This is a genomic window from Micromonospora sp. NPDC049151, assembly GCF_040648395.1.
Classification (GTDB): domain Bacteria; phylum Actinomycetota; class Actinomycetes; order Mycobacteriales; family Micromonosporaceae; genus Micromonospora.
In genome coordinates, this window is the sequence record NZ_JBEZDP010000002.1 from 276,926 (window position 1) to 294,188 (window position 17,263).

15 protein-coding genes are annotated in these 17,263 nt (G+C 74.1%); 5 read left to right on the forward strand and 10 right to left on the reverse strand.

The window, feature by feature from the left end; genetic code table 11:
* Positions 1-27: 27 nt before the first annotated feature.
* The 3 genes from AB0B20_RS04125 to AB0B20_RS04135 all read right to left on the reverse strand — a co-directional run bounded on the left by AB0B20_RS04125 (position 28) and on the right by AB0B20_RS04135 (position 4,519).
* The gene (locus AB0B20_RS04125) at positions 28-3,156 is read right to left on the reverse strand and encodes a BTAD domain-containing putative transcriptional regulator (protein WP_357467961.1); all 3,129 of its coding nucleotides are present in this window, start codon (positions 3,154-3,156) and stop codon (positions 28-30) included.
* A 31-nt stretch (positions 3,157-3,187) separates the two neighbouring features.
* Positions 3,188-3,727 carry a DUF1697 domain-containing protein gene (locus AB0B20_RS04130; protein WP_357467964.1) on the reverse strand — a complete coding sequence of 180 codons (540 nt, stop codon included), beginning with the start codon at positions 3,725-3,727 and terminating at the stop codon, positions 3,188-3,190.
* 165 nt (positions 3,728-3,892) lie between these two features.
* On the reverse strand, positions 3,893-4,519 hold the full coding sequence (locus AB0B20_RS04135) for a M23 family metallopeptidase (protein WP_357387206.1): 627 nt from the start codon (positions 4,517-4,519) through the stop codon (positions 3,893-3,895).
* A gap of 131 nt (positions 4,520-4,650) precedes the next feature.
* Between AB0B20_RS04135 and AB0B20_RS04140 the strand changes: the two genes are divergently transcribed.
* Together AB0B20_RS04140 and AB0B20_RS04145 are read left to right on the forward strand one after the other, a co-directional pair.
* On the forward strand, positions 4,651-5,187 hold the full coding sequence (locus AB0B20_RS04140) for a hypothetical protein (RefSeq protein WP_357467967.1): 537 nt from the start codon (positions 4,651-4,653) through the stop codon (positions 5,185-5,187).
* Positions 5,154-5,870, forward strand: a complete 717-nt coding sequence (locus AB0B20_RS04145) for a hypothetical protein (protein WP_357467970.1) — start codon at positions 5,154-5,156, stop codon at positions 5,868-5,870. Before AB0B20_RS04140 ends, AB0B20_RS04145 begins: the two co-directional genes overlap by 34 nt.
* Before the next feature lie 26 nt (positions 5,871-5,896).
* On the opposite strand, the gene AB0B20_RS04150 is transcribed toward AB0B20_RS04145, so the two are convergent.
* Positions 5,897-6,358 carry an HAD domain-containing protein gene (locus AB0B20_RS04150; RefSeq protein ID WP_357467973.1) on the reverse strand — a complete coding sequence of 154 codons (462 nt, stop codon included), beginning with the start codon at positions 6,356-6,358 and terminating at the stop codon, positions 5,897-5,899.
* A 47-nt stretch (positions 6,359-6,405) separates the two neighbouring features.
* The gene (locus AB0B20_RS04155; RefSeq protein WP_357467976.1) at positions 6,406-7,350 is read right to left on the reverse strand and encodes a hypothetical protein; all 945 of its coding nucleotides are present in this window, start codon (positions 7,348-7,350) and stop codon (positions 6,406-6,408) included.
* Between the two features lie 192 nt (positions 7,351-7,542).
* On the opposite strand from AB0B20_RS04155, the gene AB0B20_RS04160 reads away from it, so the two are divergent.
* On the forward strand, positions 7,543-7,860 hold the full coding sequence (locus AB0B20_RS04160) for a hypothetical protein (protein WP_357387213.1): 318 nt from the start codon (positions 7,543-7,545) through the stop codon (positions 7,858-7,860).
* Positions 7,861-7,879: 19 nt separating this feature from the next.
* On the opposite strand, the gene AB0B20_RS04165 is transcribed toward AB0B20_RS04160, so the two are convergent.
* Together AB0B20_RS04165 and AB0B20_RS04170 are read right to left on the reverse strand one after the other, a co-directional pair.
* Positions 7,880-8,728, reverse strand: a complete 849-nt coding sequence (locus AB0B20_RS04165; RefSeq protein WP_357387215.1) for an ergot alkaloid biosynthesis protein — start codon at positions 8,726-8,728, stop codon at positions 7,880-7,882.
* Positions 8,725-9,138, reverse strand: coding sequence for a nuclear transport factor 2 family protein (locus tag AB0B20_RS04170; protein ID WP_357467979.1), 414 nt, complete (start codon positions 9,136-9,138; stop codon positions 8,725-8,727). Before AB0B20_RS04170 ends, AB0B20_RS04165 begins: the two co-directional genes overlap by 4 nt.
* 106 nt (positions 9,139-9,244) lie before the next feature.
* Between AB0B20_RS04170 and AB0B20_RS04175 the strand changes: the two genes are divergently transcribed.
* Positions 9,245-9,793, forward strand: coding sequence for a helix-turn-helix domain-containing protein (locus AB0B20_RS04175; protein WP_357387219.1), 549 nt, complete (start codon positions 9,245-9,247; stop codon positions 9,791-9,793).
* Between the two features lie 60 nt (positions 9,794-9,853).
* Here the strand turns inward: AB0B20_RS04175 and AB0B20_RS04180 are convergent, their stop codons facing one another.
* On the reverse strand, positions 9,854-10,990 hold the full coding sequence (locus AB0B20_RS04180; protein ID WP_357467982.1) for a hypothetical protein: 1,137 nt from the start codon (positions 10,988-10,990) through the stop codon (positions 9,854-9,856).
* A 267-nt stretch (positions 10,991-11,257) separates the two neighbouring features.
* Here AB0B20_RS04180 and AB0B20_RS04185 point away from each other — a divergent pair, with 267 nt between their 5' ends.
* Positions 11,258-12,565, forward strand: coding sequence for a hypothetical protein (locus AB0B20_RS04185; RefSeq protein WP_357387223.1), 1,308 nt, complete (start codon positions 11,258-11,260; stop codon positions 12,563-12,565).
* Between the two features lie 624 nt (positions 12,566-13,189).
* Here AB0B20_RS04185 and AB0B20_RS04190 read toward each other — a convergent pair.
* Positions 13,190-14,200 carry a hypothetical protein gene (locus tag AB0B20_RS04190; protein WP_357387225.1) on the reverse strand — a complete coding sequence of 337 codons (1,011 nt, stop codon included), beginning with the start codon at positions 14,198-14,200 and terminating at the stop codon, positions 13,190-13,192.
* A 185-nt stretch (positions 14,201-14,385) separates the two neighbouring features.
* Positions 14,386-17,250, reverse strand: a complete 2,865-nt coding sequence (locus tag AB0B20_RS04195) for a CHAT domain-containing protein (protein ID WP_357467985.1) — start codon at positions 17,248-17,250, stop codon at positions 14,386-14,388.
* Positions 17,251-17,263 lie beyond the last annotated feature (13 nt).

The following is a 17,263-nucleotide window of genomic DNA, read 5'->3' on the forward strand; positions in this document are numbered from 1 at the left end:
AGGCGTGGAGGCGGGCCTCCACACCGGTCAGAAGCCGGTGAACCGGGGCAGCAACAGCCCGGCGCCCTGGTCGGCGGCGATCCGGGCGCCGAGGTCCCACTCCGCGCGGTCGCGCCGGGCCGCGCCGCGGATCCGGTGCAGCTCGGCCACGTAGACGCGCTCGCCGACCCGGTCCGCCACCGCCAGCGCCTCCCCGGCCAGCGTCGCCGCGGTGTCCGGACGGCCGGCGGTCAGGTACGCCTCGGCCATCGCGCAGAGCGTGATGGTCCGGGTCGAGCGCAGTCCGGGCCGGTAGAACTCGTCGGCGGCGGCGCGCATCGCGTCGAGCCGGCCGTGGTCGCCGCCGCGCGCCGCGGCCCACTCCAGGAAGTACGCGCCGGTGGCGGTCATGTGCGGCAGTCCGGTGGCCCGGCCGATGTCCCGGCACCGCCGTCCCGCCGCGTCGGCCGCCGCGACGTCGTGTTCCTGCATCGCCAGCCAGGCCGCGTAGAGCGCCGCGTTCGCCCGGCCGTACGGGTCGTCGAGCTCCTCGGCGAGGGCCTCGGCGGCGGCGATGTCGGCCCACGCGCCGGCCGGGTCGCCGCGCATCGAGCGGACGAGCGCCCGGAAGTTGTGGCAGGCCAGCACCGGCCGGCGGCCGGCCTCGCGGCGCAGCAGCGCCCGGTCGACGGCACGCAGCCGCTCGATCCCGGCGGTGAGCCGCCGCTCGCCCTCGGCCTGCCGGCCGGTGAAGTAGCCGACGGCGCCCAGCAGGTACTCCCCGGCCACGGCGATCAGCCCGCTGCCGTCGTCGGGTGCCCGCACGAGCCGCCCGGCGAGGTCGGCGCAGATCGCGTACTCGGCCCGGTTGGCGGCCAGTTCGCCGAGCGCCCAGAGCGCGGGCCCGATGTCCGCGTCCGGGCCCACGAGTGTCAGCAGCTCACGGGCGCGGGCGCAGACCCGGTCGACAGCGTCGCTGCCGACGCCCACTGTCATCTGGAGCAGGGACGCGCGGTGCAACTGGACGGTCAGCTCGGTGGCTGCCGCGTCGGGCGACACCGGCGCGGCCGGGGCCAGGCGGAGCGCGGCCCGTCCGAGGTGGCCGAGCGCGTCCTCGTAGGCGACCCGCCGGGTGGCGTCGTCGGCGGCACGCAGTGACCACCGCAGGTGGTCCTCGCCGTGGCCGAGCCCGATCGCCTCGCCGTAGTGGTGGGCCAGCTCCGCCGGTGCGGTGCCGGCGGTCCGCTCGTACGCGGCGGCCAGCCGGGCGTGCAGCGCGGCCCGGCGCGGCGGGACCATCTCGGCGTGGGTGACCTCGGCGATCAGCGGATGACGGAACGCGAGCGCGCCCGGACCGGTCTCGACGACAAGCGCGGCCGGGTACGCCGGGGCGAGGTCCTCGGCGACCGCCTCGGCCGTGCGGTCCAGCGCCGCCGCCAGCACCGCCAGGTCCAGGTCGTGTCCGGCGACGCTGAGCAGGTCGAGGCAACGCCGGGTGGAAGCGGGCAGCCCGGCCAGCCGCAGCCGCACCGTGTCCCGGATGCTCGGCGGCAGCTCCGCGTCGGCGCCCGCGTCGGCCCGGGACCGTAGCAGCTCGGTGAGGAAGAACGGGTTCCCGCCGGTGCGGGTCACGAGCCGGGTCACCTGCGGCTCCGGCGGCGCCACGCCGGTGCGGTCCCGGACCAGGTCGGCGACCGCCGCGGCGTCCAGCCCGGCGAGCCGGGCCTGACCGAAGCCGCGTCCGCGCGCCAGCTCGGCGACCGTCGCCATTAGGGCCGGATCGTCGTCGTACGGGCGCAGCGTGGCGACCACCAGCGCCCGCGACGCCGGCAGGGCGGTGGCGAGGAACCGCAGCAACAGCAACGAGTCCGGGTCGGCGGCGTGCAGGTCGTCCAGCACGACGAGCAGCCCGCGTTCCCGGGCCGCCGCGTGCACCAGGTCGGCCACCGCCTCGTACACCTGGAACCGTGCCGTGGGGTCCAGACCGTGACTGTCTGCCGGCCCGGCCGGCGAGCCGGCGGCGAACCCGTCCAGCCGGTGCGCCGAGCCGGCGGCGTGGGTCCGCGACATCGCCGTCAGCGCGCGTACCACCTGGCTCCACAGCCAGAACGGCGGTGCCTGCCCGACGTCCGGACAGCGACCCCAGACCACCGGGACGCCGGTCGCGGCGGCCCGCGCGCCGAGCGCCGCGGCGAGGCTGGTCTTCCCGATGCCGGCCTCCCCCACCAGCGCGAGCACCCGCCCGCCCTGCCCGGTCGCCGCGTCCAGCGTCTCCCGCAGCAGTTCGAGCTCCGCGTCCCGCCCCACGAGCGGCCCGCCGTCCCGCTCCGGCGCCACCCCGGCCGGACGTCCGGCCGCCGCCCGGCCGCCGGCTCCGGCCGCGGTGCCGGGGTCCTGCGGTACGGCGGGCTCCGCCGGTACGGTCTGCGCCAGGATCAACCGGTGCGCCGCGCGGATCTGCTCGCCGGGGTCGAGCCCGTACTCGCCGGCCAGGATCCGGCGTCCCTCGTCGAAGACGGCGAGCGCCTCGGTCTGCCGTCCCGACCGGTACAACGCCAGCATCAACTGCGCCCGGGCGCCCTCACGCAGCGGGTTCGCCGACATGAACCGGCGCAGCTCCGGCAGCAGCGTCGCGTGCCGGCCGGCCGCGACGGCGGCTGTCAACCGCCCCTCCTCGGCGCTGGACCGCAGCTCGGCCAGCCGGGCCGCCTCCGGGCGCACCGCCGCCAGGTCGGCAACGCCCGCCAGCGGCTCACCACGCCACAACGCCAGCGCCTCGGTGTAGATCCGCTCGGCGTCCGCCGGCCGCCCGGCCGCGAGCGCCTCCGCCGCCCGGTCCACCAGGGCGCCGAACCGGACCGCGTCCAGGGCGTCGGCGTCCACCCGCAGTTCGTACCCCCCGGGGTGACCGCGCAGGACGCGCGCCGGCTCGCGGTGGGACCGTTGCGGTTCCACGGCCCGGCGCAGCCCGGCGACGTACGTGCGCAGCGTCGTCTGGGCGCTGGCCGGCGGCCGTCCGTCCCAGAGCGCGTCGACCAGCCAGTCGGCGGCGACGAACCGGTTCGGGCGCAGCAGGAACAGGGCCAGCAGGGCTCGCTGCTTCGGCCCGCCGAGCGGCGCCACCCGCCCGTCGCGGACGACCTCCGGCGGACCCAGCACCCGGAACTGCACAGTCACCTCGACGACGACCCTCGTGTCCGACGCCGGGTCAGGCCGCCGCCATCTCCCGCAACTTCAGCACCGAGCGCCAGTTGCGTGTCGTCCCGACCATCCCCGTCTTCTTCTCCACGAAGGCGTTGCCGATCTTGCTGCGCCCGTACCCGTCGGGCACGTGCACGAACACGTCCCGGCCGACGAGCGTCAGCGTCCCGGTCTCGCCGGGCGGGGACGCGAGCGCCGCCTGCTTGTCCGCGCCGGGATCGCTGCTGAGCATCGTCACCAGCAACTTCGTCAGATCGGTCTGCCCGGCGGCGTACGGATTCGCGGCGATCATCGCGTCCAGCTCGGCCAGGCTGCGCAGGAGCACGGGCACGTCCCGGCCCCACCGCCGCTCGATGGCCCGGCCGATCTCGGCGAGGATCGCGGCCTCGTCGGTCTCCGGACAGCCGAACACCACGTTGCCGCTCTGGAGGTAGGTCGCCACCTGGTCGAAGCCGCAGGAGACGAAGACCTCCTTCAGCTCCGCCATCGCCATGGAACTGGCGCCACCGATGTTCACCGCACGCAGCAGAGCGACGTATCTCGCCATGACTCGGGATGGTAACCGGCAGTGGCGTCACCGTGGTACGTCCGTGACCTCGACGCACCGGCCGACAGTCGCCTGCGTACGCTGTCCGGGCAGGCCGGCGGTGCGAGCCGGCCGCCTCCCCGCCGGTTCCCGGCACTGACGTCGAGGTGGGACTGACCGACCCGATCACGGGCGCGGCGGCGCGCAGTTCGCGCTCGTCAGCCGCACCGAGTACTCGCGGTCGTCGGACGTGATCCCGGACGGCACGCCGTCGAAGTGAGCCTCCACCTTCTCCCAGCCCCGGCGCTGCTCGTAGTGCAGGTGCGGGGCTCCGGAGTTCCCGGTGCTGCCGACCCGTCCGAGCTGGTCGCCCCGGGCCACCCGCTGACCGGCCCGCACCGACGGCGGTTCGAGCAGGTGCAGGTACTGCGTCTCCCACTTGCCACCATGGTCGATCTTGACCCAGTAGCCGCCGCCCCGCCCGCGCGGCCCGTCCGGGTCCTGCGGGGTACGGCCACCCAGCGAGCCGTTGATCCCCGCGACGGTGACGGTGCCGTCGGCGGAGGCGAGCACCGGCCGCCCCCACGCCTCCCCCGCTGTCGGGAAGAAGTCGACGTCGTAGTCGTCGTGCCCCGGATAGGTGGACAGCCGCCACGTCTCACCGCACGCCACCGGGAGCTGGAAGTCCGGTCGGGGGCCGGGCGGCCGCACCAGCGGCACCACGACCGCCGCGACGGCGGCGAGCGCAACGAGGACGCCGACGATCAGCAGGACGCGCGGGAGGCGGGAGCCGCGGGGGCGCTCGGTGGTCATCGTTTCGAGCATGACAGGCCGTGTCCGGTGGCAGACACGGGTCTGCCGATCAGCGACGCACTGGCTAGTCTCATGGCGCTCGCCACGACTAGGAACGGCGGAACGGCGTGACGGACCATCAGCAGGTGCCGGTGTGGACCCTGGCGACGGAGCCCGGGAAGATCTCGCGGGCGGCGGAGCTTCCCGTGGACCACAAGGGCATGTCACCGGAGCGGTTGGCCGGGCTGCGGCAGGCGCTCGCCGCGTTCCTCGACACGCCGCTCGTCACGGTGGAGGCGTACCCGCTTCCGCCGGCGACGGACATCCGAGGCGGACGGCTCCTCGACGCCGCGTCGCCGCTCGCGATGGAGCTCCGGCGGCTGCTGAAGACGCCGAATGCCGGGTCCGCGGCGACGGCCGCCGCAGGGTCGACGGAGACGCTGTACCGCATGGTCGTGCCGAGGTCGGTGGCCTCGCAGCTCGGTGACGGTCTCGTCCGGTCCATGCCGTCCAAGGCCGTCGCGGGTGGCATCCATGGCGATATCCTCGGCAGGACGGGCATCGTGCAGAAGGCCACCTTCGTGCCGGTGGCGGCCGACGCGTCCCGGCCGGGCGTCACGGGGGCGTGTACGCCGAAGAGCAGCGTCGTAAGGCCATGGAGAGGGTCACCGAGCTTCTCGAGGAGCTGACCGCCGAGAACCTCGACGCGGAACGCGACCGCCTCCACGGCGCGACGGCGGCCGTCGAACGGGCGACCGCGCTCCTGCTCGACAAGGGTGAGGCGGGACATTCTCTCGGCCTGGACGCGGCCGTACACACGGTCGACACCGCCATCGCCGCGGCCCGACGCAGGGCGGGCGCATGGCGGGCGAAGGTCGCGGCGTTCTCATCCGACGGGGTGGAGGTCGCCGACCTCATCAAGGTCTTCCCCGGGATCGACAAGCCCGACGGCGCCTTCCGCGTCGAGCTCCGGCTGGCGTCACTGGCCATCGCGACGAAGCGACGGGTCGCGGTGCTGCAAGCCGTCGAGCACGCCCAGAAGTCGCCCGAGCTCAGTTTTCGCCGCTTCACCGCGATGTTGCAGGACGAGCAGCGGAGCGTGGACGAACTCCAGGACGAACTGCACGCGCTCCTCGGCGCCCTCGCGGACCTGCGGCTGCGGGCACCCACCAAGAGCTTCACCGATCGCCTGCTGACCCAGGGCGAGGTGAACAACCTGCTCGCCTGGCCGGGTCGCCTGCGTCAGCTCGCGGCCGAGGAGACCGTGTCCGTGTCGGATCTGCCCGATGTCGAGATCGGCCTCGTCGAGAAGGAGGACGGGAAGGTCCTGGTGCTGCCCACCCGGGCGTTGCCACGCGACCGGGTCGCTTAGGGGCGCGCGGACGCTGACACCAGGTCCTATCCCCTCAGCCATCGCGCGACGAGTCGGTGGTCCGCGTCGGTGAGGCCGCGGCGGGCATCGACGCGGTGCAGGAGCGCCGGCGCGCCGTGGTTCCCGGCCACCCACCTCCGGTCGGCGTCGGTGATCTCGTCGTCCAGCCAGACGAACCGGCGTCCGGCGGCCCACTCGACGAGCCGCCGTGTCTTCCAGTGCAGCCGACCGCCGTCGTCCTCGTCGTCCGGCCAGTCGACGACCGGCAGCGGAGGCAGCCCGAGCCGCGGCGCGAGCACCTCGTTGGCGTCGTGCATCCAGGTCGTGGCCCACACGAGATCGCACGGCAACGCGGCGAGCCGCCGGCCAAGGCCGGCGTCCAGACCGGCCAGCAGTGGGTTGGCGCCGTCCTCCGGCGGCCCGGCGGAGCCGCCGAAGGGCAGAAGCGTCCCGTCGACGTCCAGGAACAGCAGCGGACGATCAGTCATCGCCTGCCGCGCCGGAGGGTTCGCCGGTCCTGGCGTCCATCCGGGCCTCAGCCCAGCTCGATGACGGGCCGGGTCAGGATCTCGTCGGCGTATCCGTCGTCGGAGGCGACCCACTGGCCGAAATCCTCGTCGCGGTACGCGGTCGCCAGGGTGAGCCAGCCCAGGAAGAAACCGCTGCCGCCGCAGGTGGCACCGCCGCCGTCCCCACCGCACACGACGGTGCGCTCGGTCGTCGCCTCGTGCCGGTATGGGTCCTGCCCGATCGCCAGACCCCAGAGGTTGTCCTGCCGGTGCGGGCCGGTCCTGTGGTCGTACGGGTAGCCGTCGCCGGGGCAGTCGTCACCCCAGCGGAACAGCGTCGCCGCGCCGGCGCCACACGCCCACTCCCACTCGTCCGGAGTGGTCGTCCGCAGGCCGAGGTCGGCCAGCCCGGCCATCGCGTCGTCGTACGAGACCTCGCGGATCGCCCGGGCGCGCACCACCTGCCCGGCCCGGTCGAATTCCACGGCCAGCCCGTCACCCGACCGGAAGGTGCGCACCCCGCCGAACCGGCCCCCGGCCGACGAGACCAGCTCCCGCACGCGAGGGTCGTCCGGCGCCAGCGGAACCTCGCACGGGTCGAAGGCGTCCACCGCGACCAGCATCGCCGGCATGTCGAGGTCGCGGACGGGCGACGTCATCGCGTCCACGTACTCCGTCAGCGACGGAAGGCCGAACTCGGCGGCGCTGTCGGCGTAGTCGGCGGCCTGGTGCGCGGCGGGACGGAACCGGGCCGCGTCGTAGCCGAGCGTCGACCGGCCGCCGGGGACGAGAGCGAACCGCATCCCGCCGCGGTCGAACAGCGCCGTGCGGTGCGACCGCCCCGCGTACGCCCTGTTCTCCACACCGGCCACTGTCAACTCGTGCCGGCCGGCGATGTCCTGGGCCAGCCGGCCGGCAGCGCTGTCGGAGAGGTCGTTCCACTGCGCGGAAGTGAGATCGGCGTACGACACCGCGAAAGGATAGCCACGGGCTCCGACAACACCGGATCGACGCCGAGCTGTCCGGCTACGCGGCAGCGCGCGACCCGCCGACGAAGCAGTCAGGCGCCGTCGACGTCGGGCGGTTCCTCCGTCCAGCTCGACGCCGCCGCCCGCGCCCACCTCGCCGGCCTCGCGTGGCCGGCGAGGCGCAGCAGCCGGCAGATGCCGGCCCAACGGGTACGCCCGGCGATGCACCAACTGCTCGCCTCGATGACCGAACACCCCGCGTTCATCCTCGGCCGCCGCACGGACGTGCTCGCCTCGAAGCGGATGAGCCATCCGGCGGTCGGGCCGATCACTCTTCACTACGAGGCGCTCGCCCTGCCCGGCGACCCGGACCAGACGCTGTTCGTCTACACCACCGATCCCGGCAGCCCGTCGCACGACAGTTCCCTGGCCGTCCGGGCCGAGCCGGCCCCCGGCAGGGCCTCGTCCACGCCGCTGTCCGACGCGAGCAGGACCGAACCGAACCCGTCCTGACGCCGGCCGGGCGTCGTTCTCAGGCTGGCGAGGCGTCCGCGGCCCGCGGGGCCCCGGCCAGCCGGTCGCGGCAGAAGTCCCGGAACGTCCGGGCCGGCCGGCCGGTCACGTCCGCGACGGTCGTCGTGACCCGGTCCTCCGAGCCCGCGGCGACGGCCGTGTCCAGGCCCGCGAGGAAGCGGGCGTAGTCGGGCGCGAGGCCGTGAGCCTCGTGGTACGCGGTGAGCGCGTCCTCGTCGACCGCACGGTGCCGGACCGGGTGACCGAGGAGGTCGGTGAGCGTGGCGGCGACGTCGGCGTAGCTCAGCCGCTCGGGACCGGTGATGACGTGCTCGGTGTCGTGGGGCGCCGGGTCGGTGAGGGCACGCACCGCCACCTCGGCGATGTCGGCCGGATCGACGAAGCCCACGCGGGCGTCGTCGGTGGCGCTGACGATCTCGCCACGCTCCCGGGCGCTCGCGGCGTGCGGATGGTCGCCGACGAAGTTCTCCATGAACCAGGACGGTCGCAGCACCGCCCACTCGGGGATCATCTCGCCGAGCTGGGCCTGTACCTCGCCCAGTCCCGGCGTGCCGGCCTCGATCGCCGACGAGCTGAGCAGGACGGCCCGCCGTACCCGGGCGTGCCGGGCCAGGTCCAGGAACGGCAGCATGGTCGGCGCCGGGTCGGCGTCGCCGAGGGGCGCGATCAGGTAGAGCCCTGTCACACCGTCCAGCGCCGTGGCGTGCGTGCTGCGGTCGTACCAATCGAAGCGGACGCCCTCGGCGGACGCCCGGCGGCTGGCGACGCGGGCCCGGCGGCCGGCGGCGGCGAGTCTCGCGGCGACGAGCCGGCCCGTCGTTCCCGTGCCTCCGACGACGAGGATCATGCCCGCACCCCCTCGCCGAACAGTTCCCGCACGGCCAGCGGGTTCCAGTAGTCGCGGTAGCGCACGATCCGCCCGGCCCTGATGGTGAGGACGGCGATGTACCGCAGCCGGTACGGCTCGCCCGTGGCGACGACGACGCCGGTGGCGGTGAACTCGGCGACGATCACCTCCGGGTCCGCGGTCTGGTGCACGGTGACGTCGGCGATCTCGCGGATGTCCAGGGTCCGCGGGTAGTCGATGAGGTAGTCGTGCAGCTCGGCTCGGCCGGCCACCCGGCTGGGCCGCCCGGCCGGCGCGAACGGGAACTCCATGACGGCGTCGTCGGCGAACAGGGCGATGAAGCCCGGCATGTCCTTTCCGAGCAGAAGATCCAGGGCCTGGTGGAACACATCGGTGGCGGTACTCGGCACTGCTGTTCCTTCCTGTCGCGGGCCGCCCGCGGTGATCTACGATAAGCGGACGGCCGGTCCGCTTCACCATAGCGGACTGGCGGTCCGTTTGCGAGAGGGGGCAGGAGTGCGGGCTGACGCGGCGCGGAATCGGGAGGCGGTGCTCGCCGCGGCCGACCGGCTGTTCGAGGCGGCGACCGACCCCGACCGGATCTCCATGGACGACGTCGCCGCTGCCGCCGGCGTGGGCAAGGGCACGCTGTTCCGCCACTTCCGAGACCGGCTGGGCCTCATCCGCGCCCTCTACGGCGCACGCGGCGAACAGCTTCAGGCGTCACTCGCGGCGAGCCTGCCCGGCGACTCGCCGGCGGACCGGGCCCTGCGCCTGCTGCGGGAACTGGTCCGGTTCAAACGGGCCAACCGGGTCCTCACGCTGGCCCTGGAGAACGCGGGAAGCGGAAGCCCCTATCGCAACGAGTCGTACGAGGAGTGGCACGCGACGCTGAGCGCCATCGTGTCCGAGGCCCGGGGCCCCGAGTCGGCGGAGTTCCTCGCGCACGCCTTGCTGGCCGCGGTGCGCAGCGATCTCGTGGAGCATCTTCGCGACTGGCCCGACGAGCGCTGGGATGCCGGGCTGACCGCGCTGACCCGTTCGGTGCTGGCCTCCGGGCGGTAGTCATTCCGGCGGACGCCAGGGTGGCGGGGCGTGAGCCGTGCCGCGCTCAGGCCCCCGCCCTCACCTGGTCCGCTCGATCACGGCGGTGAGGCGGAGCCCGGCTGTCGACACCGTGCCGCTCCCCCAGAACGACGAGGTCCCCGGGATGTTTGCGAGGGCGTCCAGGCTCGGGTCGTTGCCGTCCACCTTCGGCCCGTACGCGACGCTCCATCGGCCGCCGGTGTAGCGCAGCAACAGCGTGCCCGGGTACTCGACGTACGGCGGGACCGGATTCGTGCCACTGATCCAGACGTCGCCGTTCGCGTCACCGGCGACGGCGTACACCCAACCGGCGGGTGCCGGTCCGGCCACCCGCTGCCACGTCCGGCCGTCCCAGTGCAGGATGACCGGCTTGGGGGTGGAGTCGAAGTCCTGGGTGCCGACCGCCCAGGCGTCGGTCGACGAGCGGGCCCACACACCGGTGAGCCGGGCGCTCGGGATCGGCGGCAGCGATGCCACCCGCCACGACCCGCCGACGCGCTGCGCGATCATCGGCTCCGGGTAGGGCGCGTCGGCGACGTACCGTTCACCGGCGGCGAACACGCTGCCGTCCTGGGTGCGTGAGACCGCCCGCAGGACGCCGTCGATTCCCTCAGTCCCCGGCACCGCGACGCGGTCGAAGCGACGGGCGTCACCCTCGACGACGAGCGGCCGGCCGCCGTCGTGACCGACGAGCACGGCCCGCCCGCCAGCGGCGGCGGCCACGTCCAGCAGCTCCGAGGTCCCGGCCGGTGCCGTCCACGGCGCGTGCGCCGTCCAGGTCTCGCCGTCGAAGTGCCCGGCGTACGCCTCACCGCGGCGCCCGATGCCCACCGTCCAGACGTCCCGGGCGTTCGCCGCGTCCACCTTGTACAACACGTATGCGGCGTGCGGCAGCCGTCGTTCCGTCCACGTCCGCCCGTTCCACCGCAGCAGCGCGTACGGCTCGTCGATCGAGTACCCCGTGTAGGTCGACGCCTGGTAGCCGACGGACCAGGCGTTGTTCGGGCCGGTGGCGGCCACGTCGGTGAGCCGGCTCTCGTGAATCAGCGCCGGGACCGTCGCCGTCCACGTCGAGGGCGTCGCGGCTGCGACAGGCGTGACCGGCGGGAGCAGCACGCCTGCCGCCAGTGTGGAGACCGTCGCCGCGGACAGCCCGTACCGTGCCAGTGATCCCATGGTGGCCCCTCTTCCTGCGTTGACAGCCGGCCCTCAGCATCGCGCCCCGTGACGCTTCGGGTACGCCCGCGTGCTGTCTCGTAAGAGAGCGGTAAGAACGGCGTACGCCGCCGGGTTCGCGGGCCGGATCCGGCGGCGACGTTCGTGGATGATCGCGCGCCCTGTGCTCGACGCGATGGACGAGTCACGCATCCCGGCGACCGCATCCGGCCGGCGTGTCCGTCAGCTATCGCTACAGGCAACCCGAGCACCGGCCAGGGAGACACCATGACGGCGGACGCCATCGACCTGCTGCACCCGTCCGATGTCCTAGCCGGACGCGAACTCGTGTCCGCGTCCGGGCGCTCCGCCGACGACCGGGAGGTCCGGGTGGTCGGCGACGGGGTCCGCTGCGGACGCCCGGTGATCTACCCGGTGCCGGCTGCGGACCTGCCGCCGGCCCTGCGGCGGCGTGCCGACGCCGGCTACCGGTACGTGGGCGCCATCTTCGCCTTCGACCTCGGCGATCTCGCCGACGGCGAGCGCTATCAGGCGGTCCGGTTCGAGGTCGAGCTGACCGACCGGCGCGCCGTGGCGGTGCGGCTCGACGGTGACGGCGGCGCGGTGGGGCTGACCTTCGACGACGCCGGCCCGGCCCCGGCCTCCACGACCGCCGCGCACACGGTCACCGCCGCCCGGGCCCGGCCGGACTGGCTCCGCCGTCTGCTCAACCGATGGGGCGTCCCCCGGGCGTGGACGCTCGGCCTGCACCAGCACCGGTTCCGCTGGACGTACGAGGACCCGCGCGGCGTCCTCCTGTTGCCCCGGTCGTACGCCGTGCACGCGCTGATCGAAGTCCCCGCGGACCTCGCGGAGCTTCACGGCACGATCGACATGCACGTGGACGTGTCGACACGGACGTCCACGGTCCTGCACGCCGACCTGCGTGACTCGATCGCCTTCAGCGAGTCGATCCAGGTCACCGCCGGGCCGGCCGACGTGGCCGGCTCAGCGGCGGTGCGGCTCTGCATGGCCGCCGACGTGTCGGGTTACAGCAGCCGGACCAACGCCGAGACCGAACGGATCCAGAGTCTCCTCGTCGACGTTCTCGCCCGGGCCCGTCGCGCCGCGGGCATCGCCGACTCCGCGGTGGCGCCCCAGGCACACGGTGACGGCCAGTTCACGGTGCTGCCCTCCGGCATCGACGAGTCGGTGGTCATTCCACGCCTGGTCGAGGAGCTCGGCGCCGCCCTGTGCGAGGTGAACGCGATCGCCGCGCCGGAAGCCCGGCTGCGCCTGCGGTTGGCGCTGCACCGAGGTCTGGTCAAACCGGCGTGCAACGGGTGGGTGGGCTCGTCGACAATCGCCGTGCACCGCCTTCTCGACAGCCCTCCGCTGCGAGCGGCGTTGCGCGACAACGCGGCGGCCGACTTCGTGCTGGGCGTCCCGGACGTGCTCTTCAAGGACGTGATCGTGCACGCCGCCGAACCGCCGCTGCCGGGCGACTTCACACCCGTCATCGTCGACCTGCCGGAGAAGAGCTTCGTGGAGCACTGCTGGGTGGCCGCCAGCACCACCCTGGCGGTGCGAGCCTGACGAGGACGCCGGCCGGCTGACGACCGCGTCGCCGCCCCCTGCCGATTCCGGTTTCGGTCGGATTCCGCACGCCGCTTTCCCGATCTGATTCCGATCAGCGGCCGGGATGTGGCCGAAGGGGATTCCCACACAACCGGGGGGTGGCCGACGTGGAGTCGCACTGACCTGCGTTGACGGCGGCGCGGAGAGGCACTTGCCTGCCTTCCCGCGCCGCCTGTTCCCCCGCGTGCGGCATCGACCACTGCCACCAGCCCACCGCCACCCACACCCGTCCGTCCTGGCGGGCGGTCCGTCAGGAAGGGGTACGCCGGCGAGAGCCCGGCGGGACGGAGGTGGGCCGCCGATGACGACGAGGACGGCCGGTGCGGCGCGGACAGCCGGGCGGACGGACGTGCGACAGTCGCGGGCCGCGAACGTGATCGACACCTTCGCGGTGCGGAATCGTCTCGTGATCATTCAACCGGCCGGCCGGCGGTGCGGGTGAGACTCTCGCCGGAGCAGAGCGCGAAGCTCCAACGCCTCGTGGAGGAGGAGCTTCGCGCTGCCGTGCGCGCCGCCGCGGCCGACGGTGTCCCCACCGACGGGCTGGCCGCCGACCTCGACGAGCGCCGCCGGGCTGTGGAGTCAGCGCTCGGGGCCACGGACGATCTGCTGGACGGCCGCGACCACCCGGGCAACGACGGCGGGGTCGGCGAGTCTCGCTGAGACCCGCTCGTCGAAGGCGGGCGCCGATCCCGGCGCGCGGTCCAGTTCGTCTCCCCCGGTGCCCTCCCCGAACACCGCGGTGACGATCCGCACGACGGCCTCGTCCGGATCGACGCCCCGGCCCAGCGCCTCGTCGAGTGCCTCGATGACGGCCGCGGCGAGCGCTCGCAGTCTCACCTCGTCGATCTCGCCGCTGGTCGTCGGCGGGGCGTGGTCCGCGCTCTCGCCCACCGGCGTCGCCGCCACCGGGGCCGGCTTGGCGCCCATCGGCCGCTCGACGTACATGGCGAACCAGGCCGGGCGGCGCCGCATCGCCGCGAGCACCTCCTCGACCTCGCGCACCACCGCCGCCGGGTCGCTTCCCACCCAGTCGCCGGTCGCGGCGACACGCCGGGCCGCCCAGCTCTGCAGCGGCCACACATCGGCACCGGCGCTGGCGGTGACACCCACCCAGTTGAGGATCTCGACGGCGAGTTCCATCAGCCAGGCGTCGTAGCCGAGCGCGTCGGCCAGCCAGCCGGGGACGCGCGGACGTTGCAGCGCTCCCCGCCGCCCCCGGCGCCGTCGGTGCGCGTCGACTGTGACAGCGGTCAGCCGTCGCGTCATCCACGCCTCCACGCTCCGGATCGGCGCCACCGCGTGCGTCAGGAGATCCTCCACGACCGCCTCCACGTCATCGTGGAAGCCGTCGAGGCAGTCGTCGGCCAACTGCGGCACGGCCGCCGCGCAGACGAAGTGGCCGCGCCGGTGTTCGACCGGCCGGGTGACGCGGGCGAAGACCAGCGGCCAGGCCACCGACCACGCGCCGGCGGTCAGCCGCCGGCGCTCCGCCGGTGACGCGGCCCGCGCCACGGCCGCCAACTGACCGTGCCCGGCCAGCAGACGGACGTAGGCGACCTCGGCGTCCGCGGCGGGGTGCGAACTCGTCACAGCGCTCCTTCCGATGCGGTGACTACCGGTGTGGAGCGTGCGGAGACCCGGCCGCGCGCTGGCTGCCGGTCGGCCGGTCAGGCAGCTCACCCCACGAATGACAGATCAATCGTGGGGTCGCCGCCGGTCGTCCGCCGGTCATCGCCCGGCCGACTCTGTGGCCAGTTGACGGCCAGCCGCCGGCCTCAGCGCCCGAAGTGGACGAACGCGGCCCAGCCGACCGGATCGGCCGTCGTGGTCCGGCCGAGCGCCGCGCGCAGCACGTCGGGCATCTCGGCGGGCACCTGACGCGTATCGGAGATCATCCACCGCTGGGCCGCGCGGAGGGCATCGGCCGGCGCGAGACCCTCGCGACGCAGGTAGTGGTGGAACATGTACATCAGCACCGACGTGGCGGCGTCCGGCACGCTCCACTGGGCACCGACGACAGCGCTGGCGGTGTTCGCGAGCAGCGTGGTGCTCAGGCTGAACGCCTCGTCGTCGGCGCGGCCGCAGACGCCACTGCCGCACGCGGCGAGCACCGCCAGGGCGATGGAACGGGCCGGGGCGAACCGGACGATCTCCTCGGCCGACATCCGCTCCCCACCGGCCAGCAGGAGGTAGGACGTGTCAGCCCCGGTGCGGCCGGGGCTTACCACGCCGTGGCAGGCCAGGTGCAGCATGGCGCCGGCGTGCTCGTCGGCGAGCCACCCGAGCAGGTCCGCCCGGGTGCCCACCCCGCCGTCGGCGGCACCTCCGTCCGGGGTGCGGCCGACATACCGGGCGCGCGGATAGAACCGCTCCCGCACCGCCTGCGCCTCGGCCCGGGCCGCCGGCAGGTCCGCGGCGGCGCCCGCCGTGTCCGGGTCGCCCACCACCAGGCCGGAGTCGGACAGCGGTACCGGTGCACGCCAGGCCAGGTCGCACAGCAGACGTGCCGACGGCGCGTACGAGAACACCGCGTCCTCGATCGCGTACCGCACTCCCCCGTCCGTCACCTGGCGGGCGGCGTGCCAGGGAATGCGGGCCAGCTCGCCCACCGGGATCAGCACGAGGCGCGGCGCACGTCCGTCCGCCGGTTGCGGGCACCGTTCCAGCAGCGGACCGATCGCGGCCGTCCACGCCCAGTCGCAGACGTCGTCGAGGGTCTTGCGCGCCGTCCCGGCGGCCTCGGACCACGATCCGGCCACCGCCACCCGGCCGGCGAGGCTTTCGGCTGTGGTCGCGGTAAGGAACGCGTCGAAGCCTGCCGTGCCCTGCTTGCTCAGCGTCGCCAACGGGAACCAACTCGGCGGCTCCGCGCGTGGCACCATCACCACCGCACCCGACTTCTCGTCACCGGGCATCAGATAGACGAGCATGTCGGCGCCCAGTCCGGTCAGCGCCGCCCGCATCTCGTCGAGGTCGGGCGGGGCGAGCAGCCGCGTCGCCGCGGCGTCGGGCGCGACCGTCGTCGTGCCGTCCTCGGTGATGGCGATCCCGGCCAGTGCCGCGATGACCTCGCGGCGCAGCTCGCCCGGCACGAGCTCGGGCTCGGTCTCGGCGACGGCGTCGCGCCAGCGTGCGGCGAGGTCGGCCCGGCCGGCACCGGCCAGGCGCGCGCCGAGGTCACGGGTCTCGGTGGCCGTGTAGAGGATCAGCGCGCGACAGGCGTCCAGCGCCAGCGCCGCGGATCCCGGATCGTCGTCGGCGAGGCACCACGCCGCGACGTCGAGCGCGTCGTCCGCGGCGTTCCGCGCGGCCGCGTCGGCGTCGCTGACGCTGCCCGTCAGCAACACGTTCCAGGCGTGCCCGCGCAGCCCGGCGAGCGCGACCTCCCGGCCCCGCCGCTTGTCGCCGGCCATCCGGTACGCGTGCGCCAACGGGTTGGACAACCGCGTCCACTGCTGGTGCTGGTTAGAACCGGCCAGTTCGCGTCCCTGTTCGAGCAGCCGGATGGCCTCGGCGAGATCCGCGCGGCGTGCCAGTTTCTCGACTCGGCGCAGGTACGCGGTGCCGAGGCTCGCCAGGTACGGCACCCGCCTCGGGTCATGGTCCGGCACCAGGTCCACTGCCGCGCGGAGGTCGCTGATCGCGGCGTCCAGCAGGCTCCTGTTGTCAATCCCGTGAGCCAACTCCGCGAACCCCAGCGCATGCAGGTGCATCGCGCGTTCGTGCGGCGGCTGGCCGGGCTGCTCGGCGAGCGCGCGCAACGCGGCGAGCTGCTCGTGCTGCTCCGGGCCGGTCGGATCGCTCCGCCACGGGGCGGTGCCCGTGTTGGCGGGACTCGTCATCTCCCGCAACGCTTCCATCTGCATCCGGGCGGCGCGCAGAGCGTGCCGCAGGGGCTCGGCGGCGGGTAGCGACGACGCGGCCTCCTCCGCCCGGTCCAGGGCCGGCCACATGGCCGCCAGGTCGCCGCGGGCCGCCGCCACGTTGAGTTCGAGGAAGCCCTTGACCGCCGCGAGCCGCACTTTCGCATCCTCGCGGTCGGGCATCAGGCCGAGCACGAACTCGATCGAACGTTCCAGGTCTGCCGACGACTCCGTCACCCGTGCCGGATTACCCTCCAGCGCACTGAGGAGGAAGCTGAGGCAGACACGCGTGTGCTCGACCATCTGCGCGTACGGCTGCCGATCGCCCACGACACGGGCCAGCCGCTCCACCTCGGCGAGAGCTCCCCGGGGAGTGACCCCGGGCGCGCTGTCCGCCACCGACCGTGCCAGGGCGGTGGACCGCACGACCGCCGCGCCCAGCTCCGCCTCCGGCAGGGGGTGCGGGTCGGCGGCGGCGATCTCACACAACGCGACCGCTCGTTCGAGGTGCGCGGTGAAACGTCCCGAGCGGAGGATGGCGTTGACCAGGATCTGCGCGAGCTTGCACCGCCCCGGCAGGTCTTCGGGAAGCATGTCGCAGTCCGCGAGAGCCGCCGACAGGTCGTCCGGCCGCCGGCCGTGCTGGTCGAACGCGACCAGGCGCAGCCAGCAGCGGGTGAAGCGCCACGGCCCGCTGTCCGCCTGGCCGACCGTCGTCATCGCTGCCGATGCCGAGTCGACGAGCGTACGCAGCGCGTCATCGGGTACCTGAGCCAACGTGACCCCACAG

Coding starts and splice junctions, on each gene's coding strand:
- AB0B20_RS04145 (WP_357467970.1), top strand. CDS start 5,154: ATGGAGAGGGTCACCGAGCTTCTCGAGGAGCTGACCGCCGAGAACCTC.
- AB0B20_RS04135 (WP_357387206.1), bottom strand. CDS start 4,519: ATGACCACCGAGCGCCCCCGCGGCTCCCGCCTCCCGCGCGTCCTGCTG.
- AB0B20_RS04165 (WP_357387215.1), bottom strand. CDS start 8,728: ATGATCCTCGTCGTCGGAGGCACGGGAACGACGGGCCGGCTCGTCGCC.
- AB0B20_RS04150 (WP_357467973.1), bottom strand. CDS start 6,358: ATGACTGATCGTCCGCTGCTGTTCCTGGACGTCGACGGGACGCTTCTG.
- AB0B20_RS04185 (WP_357387223.1), top strand. CDS start 11,258: ATGACGGCGGACGCCATCGACCTGCTGCACCCGTCCGATGTCCTAGCC.
- AB0B20_RS04160 (WP_357387213.1), top strand. CDS start 7,543: ATGCCGGCCCAACGGGTACGCCCGGCGATGCACCAACTGCTCGCCTCG.
- AB0B20_RS04180 (WP_357467982.1), bottom strand. CDS start 10,990: ATGGGATCACTGGCACGGTACGGGCTGTCCGCGGCGACGGTCTCCACA.
- AB0B20_RS04130 (WP_357467964.1), bottom strand. CDS start 3,727: ATGGCGAGATACGTCGCTCTGCTGCGTGCGGTGAACATCGGTGGCGCC.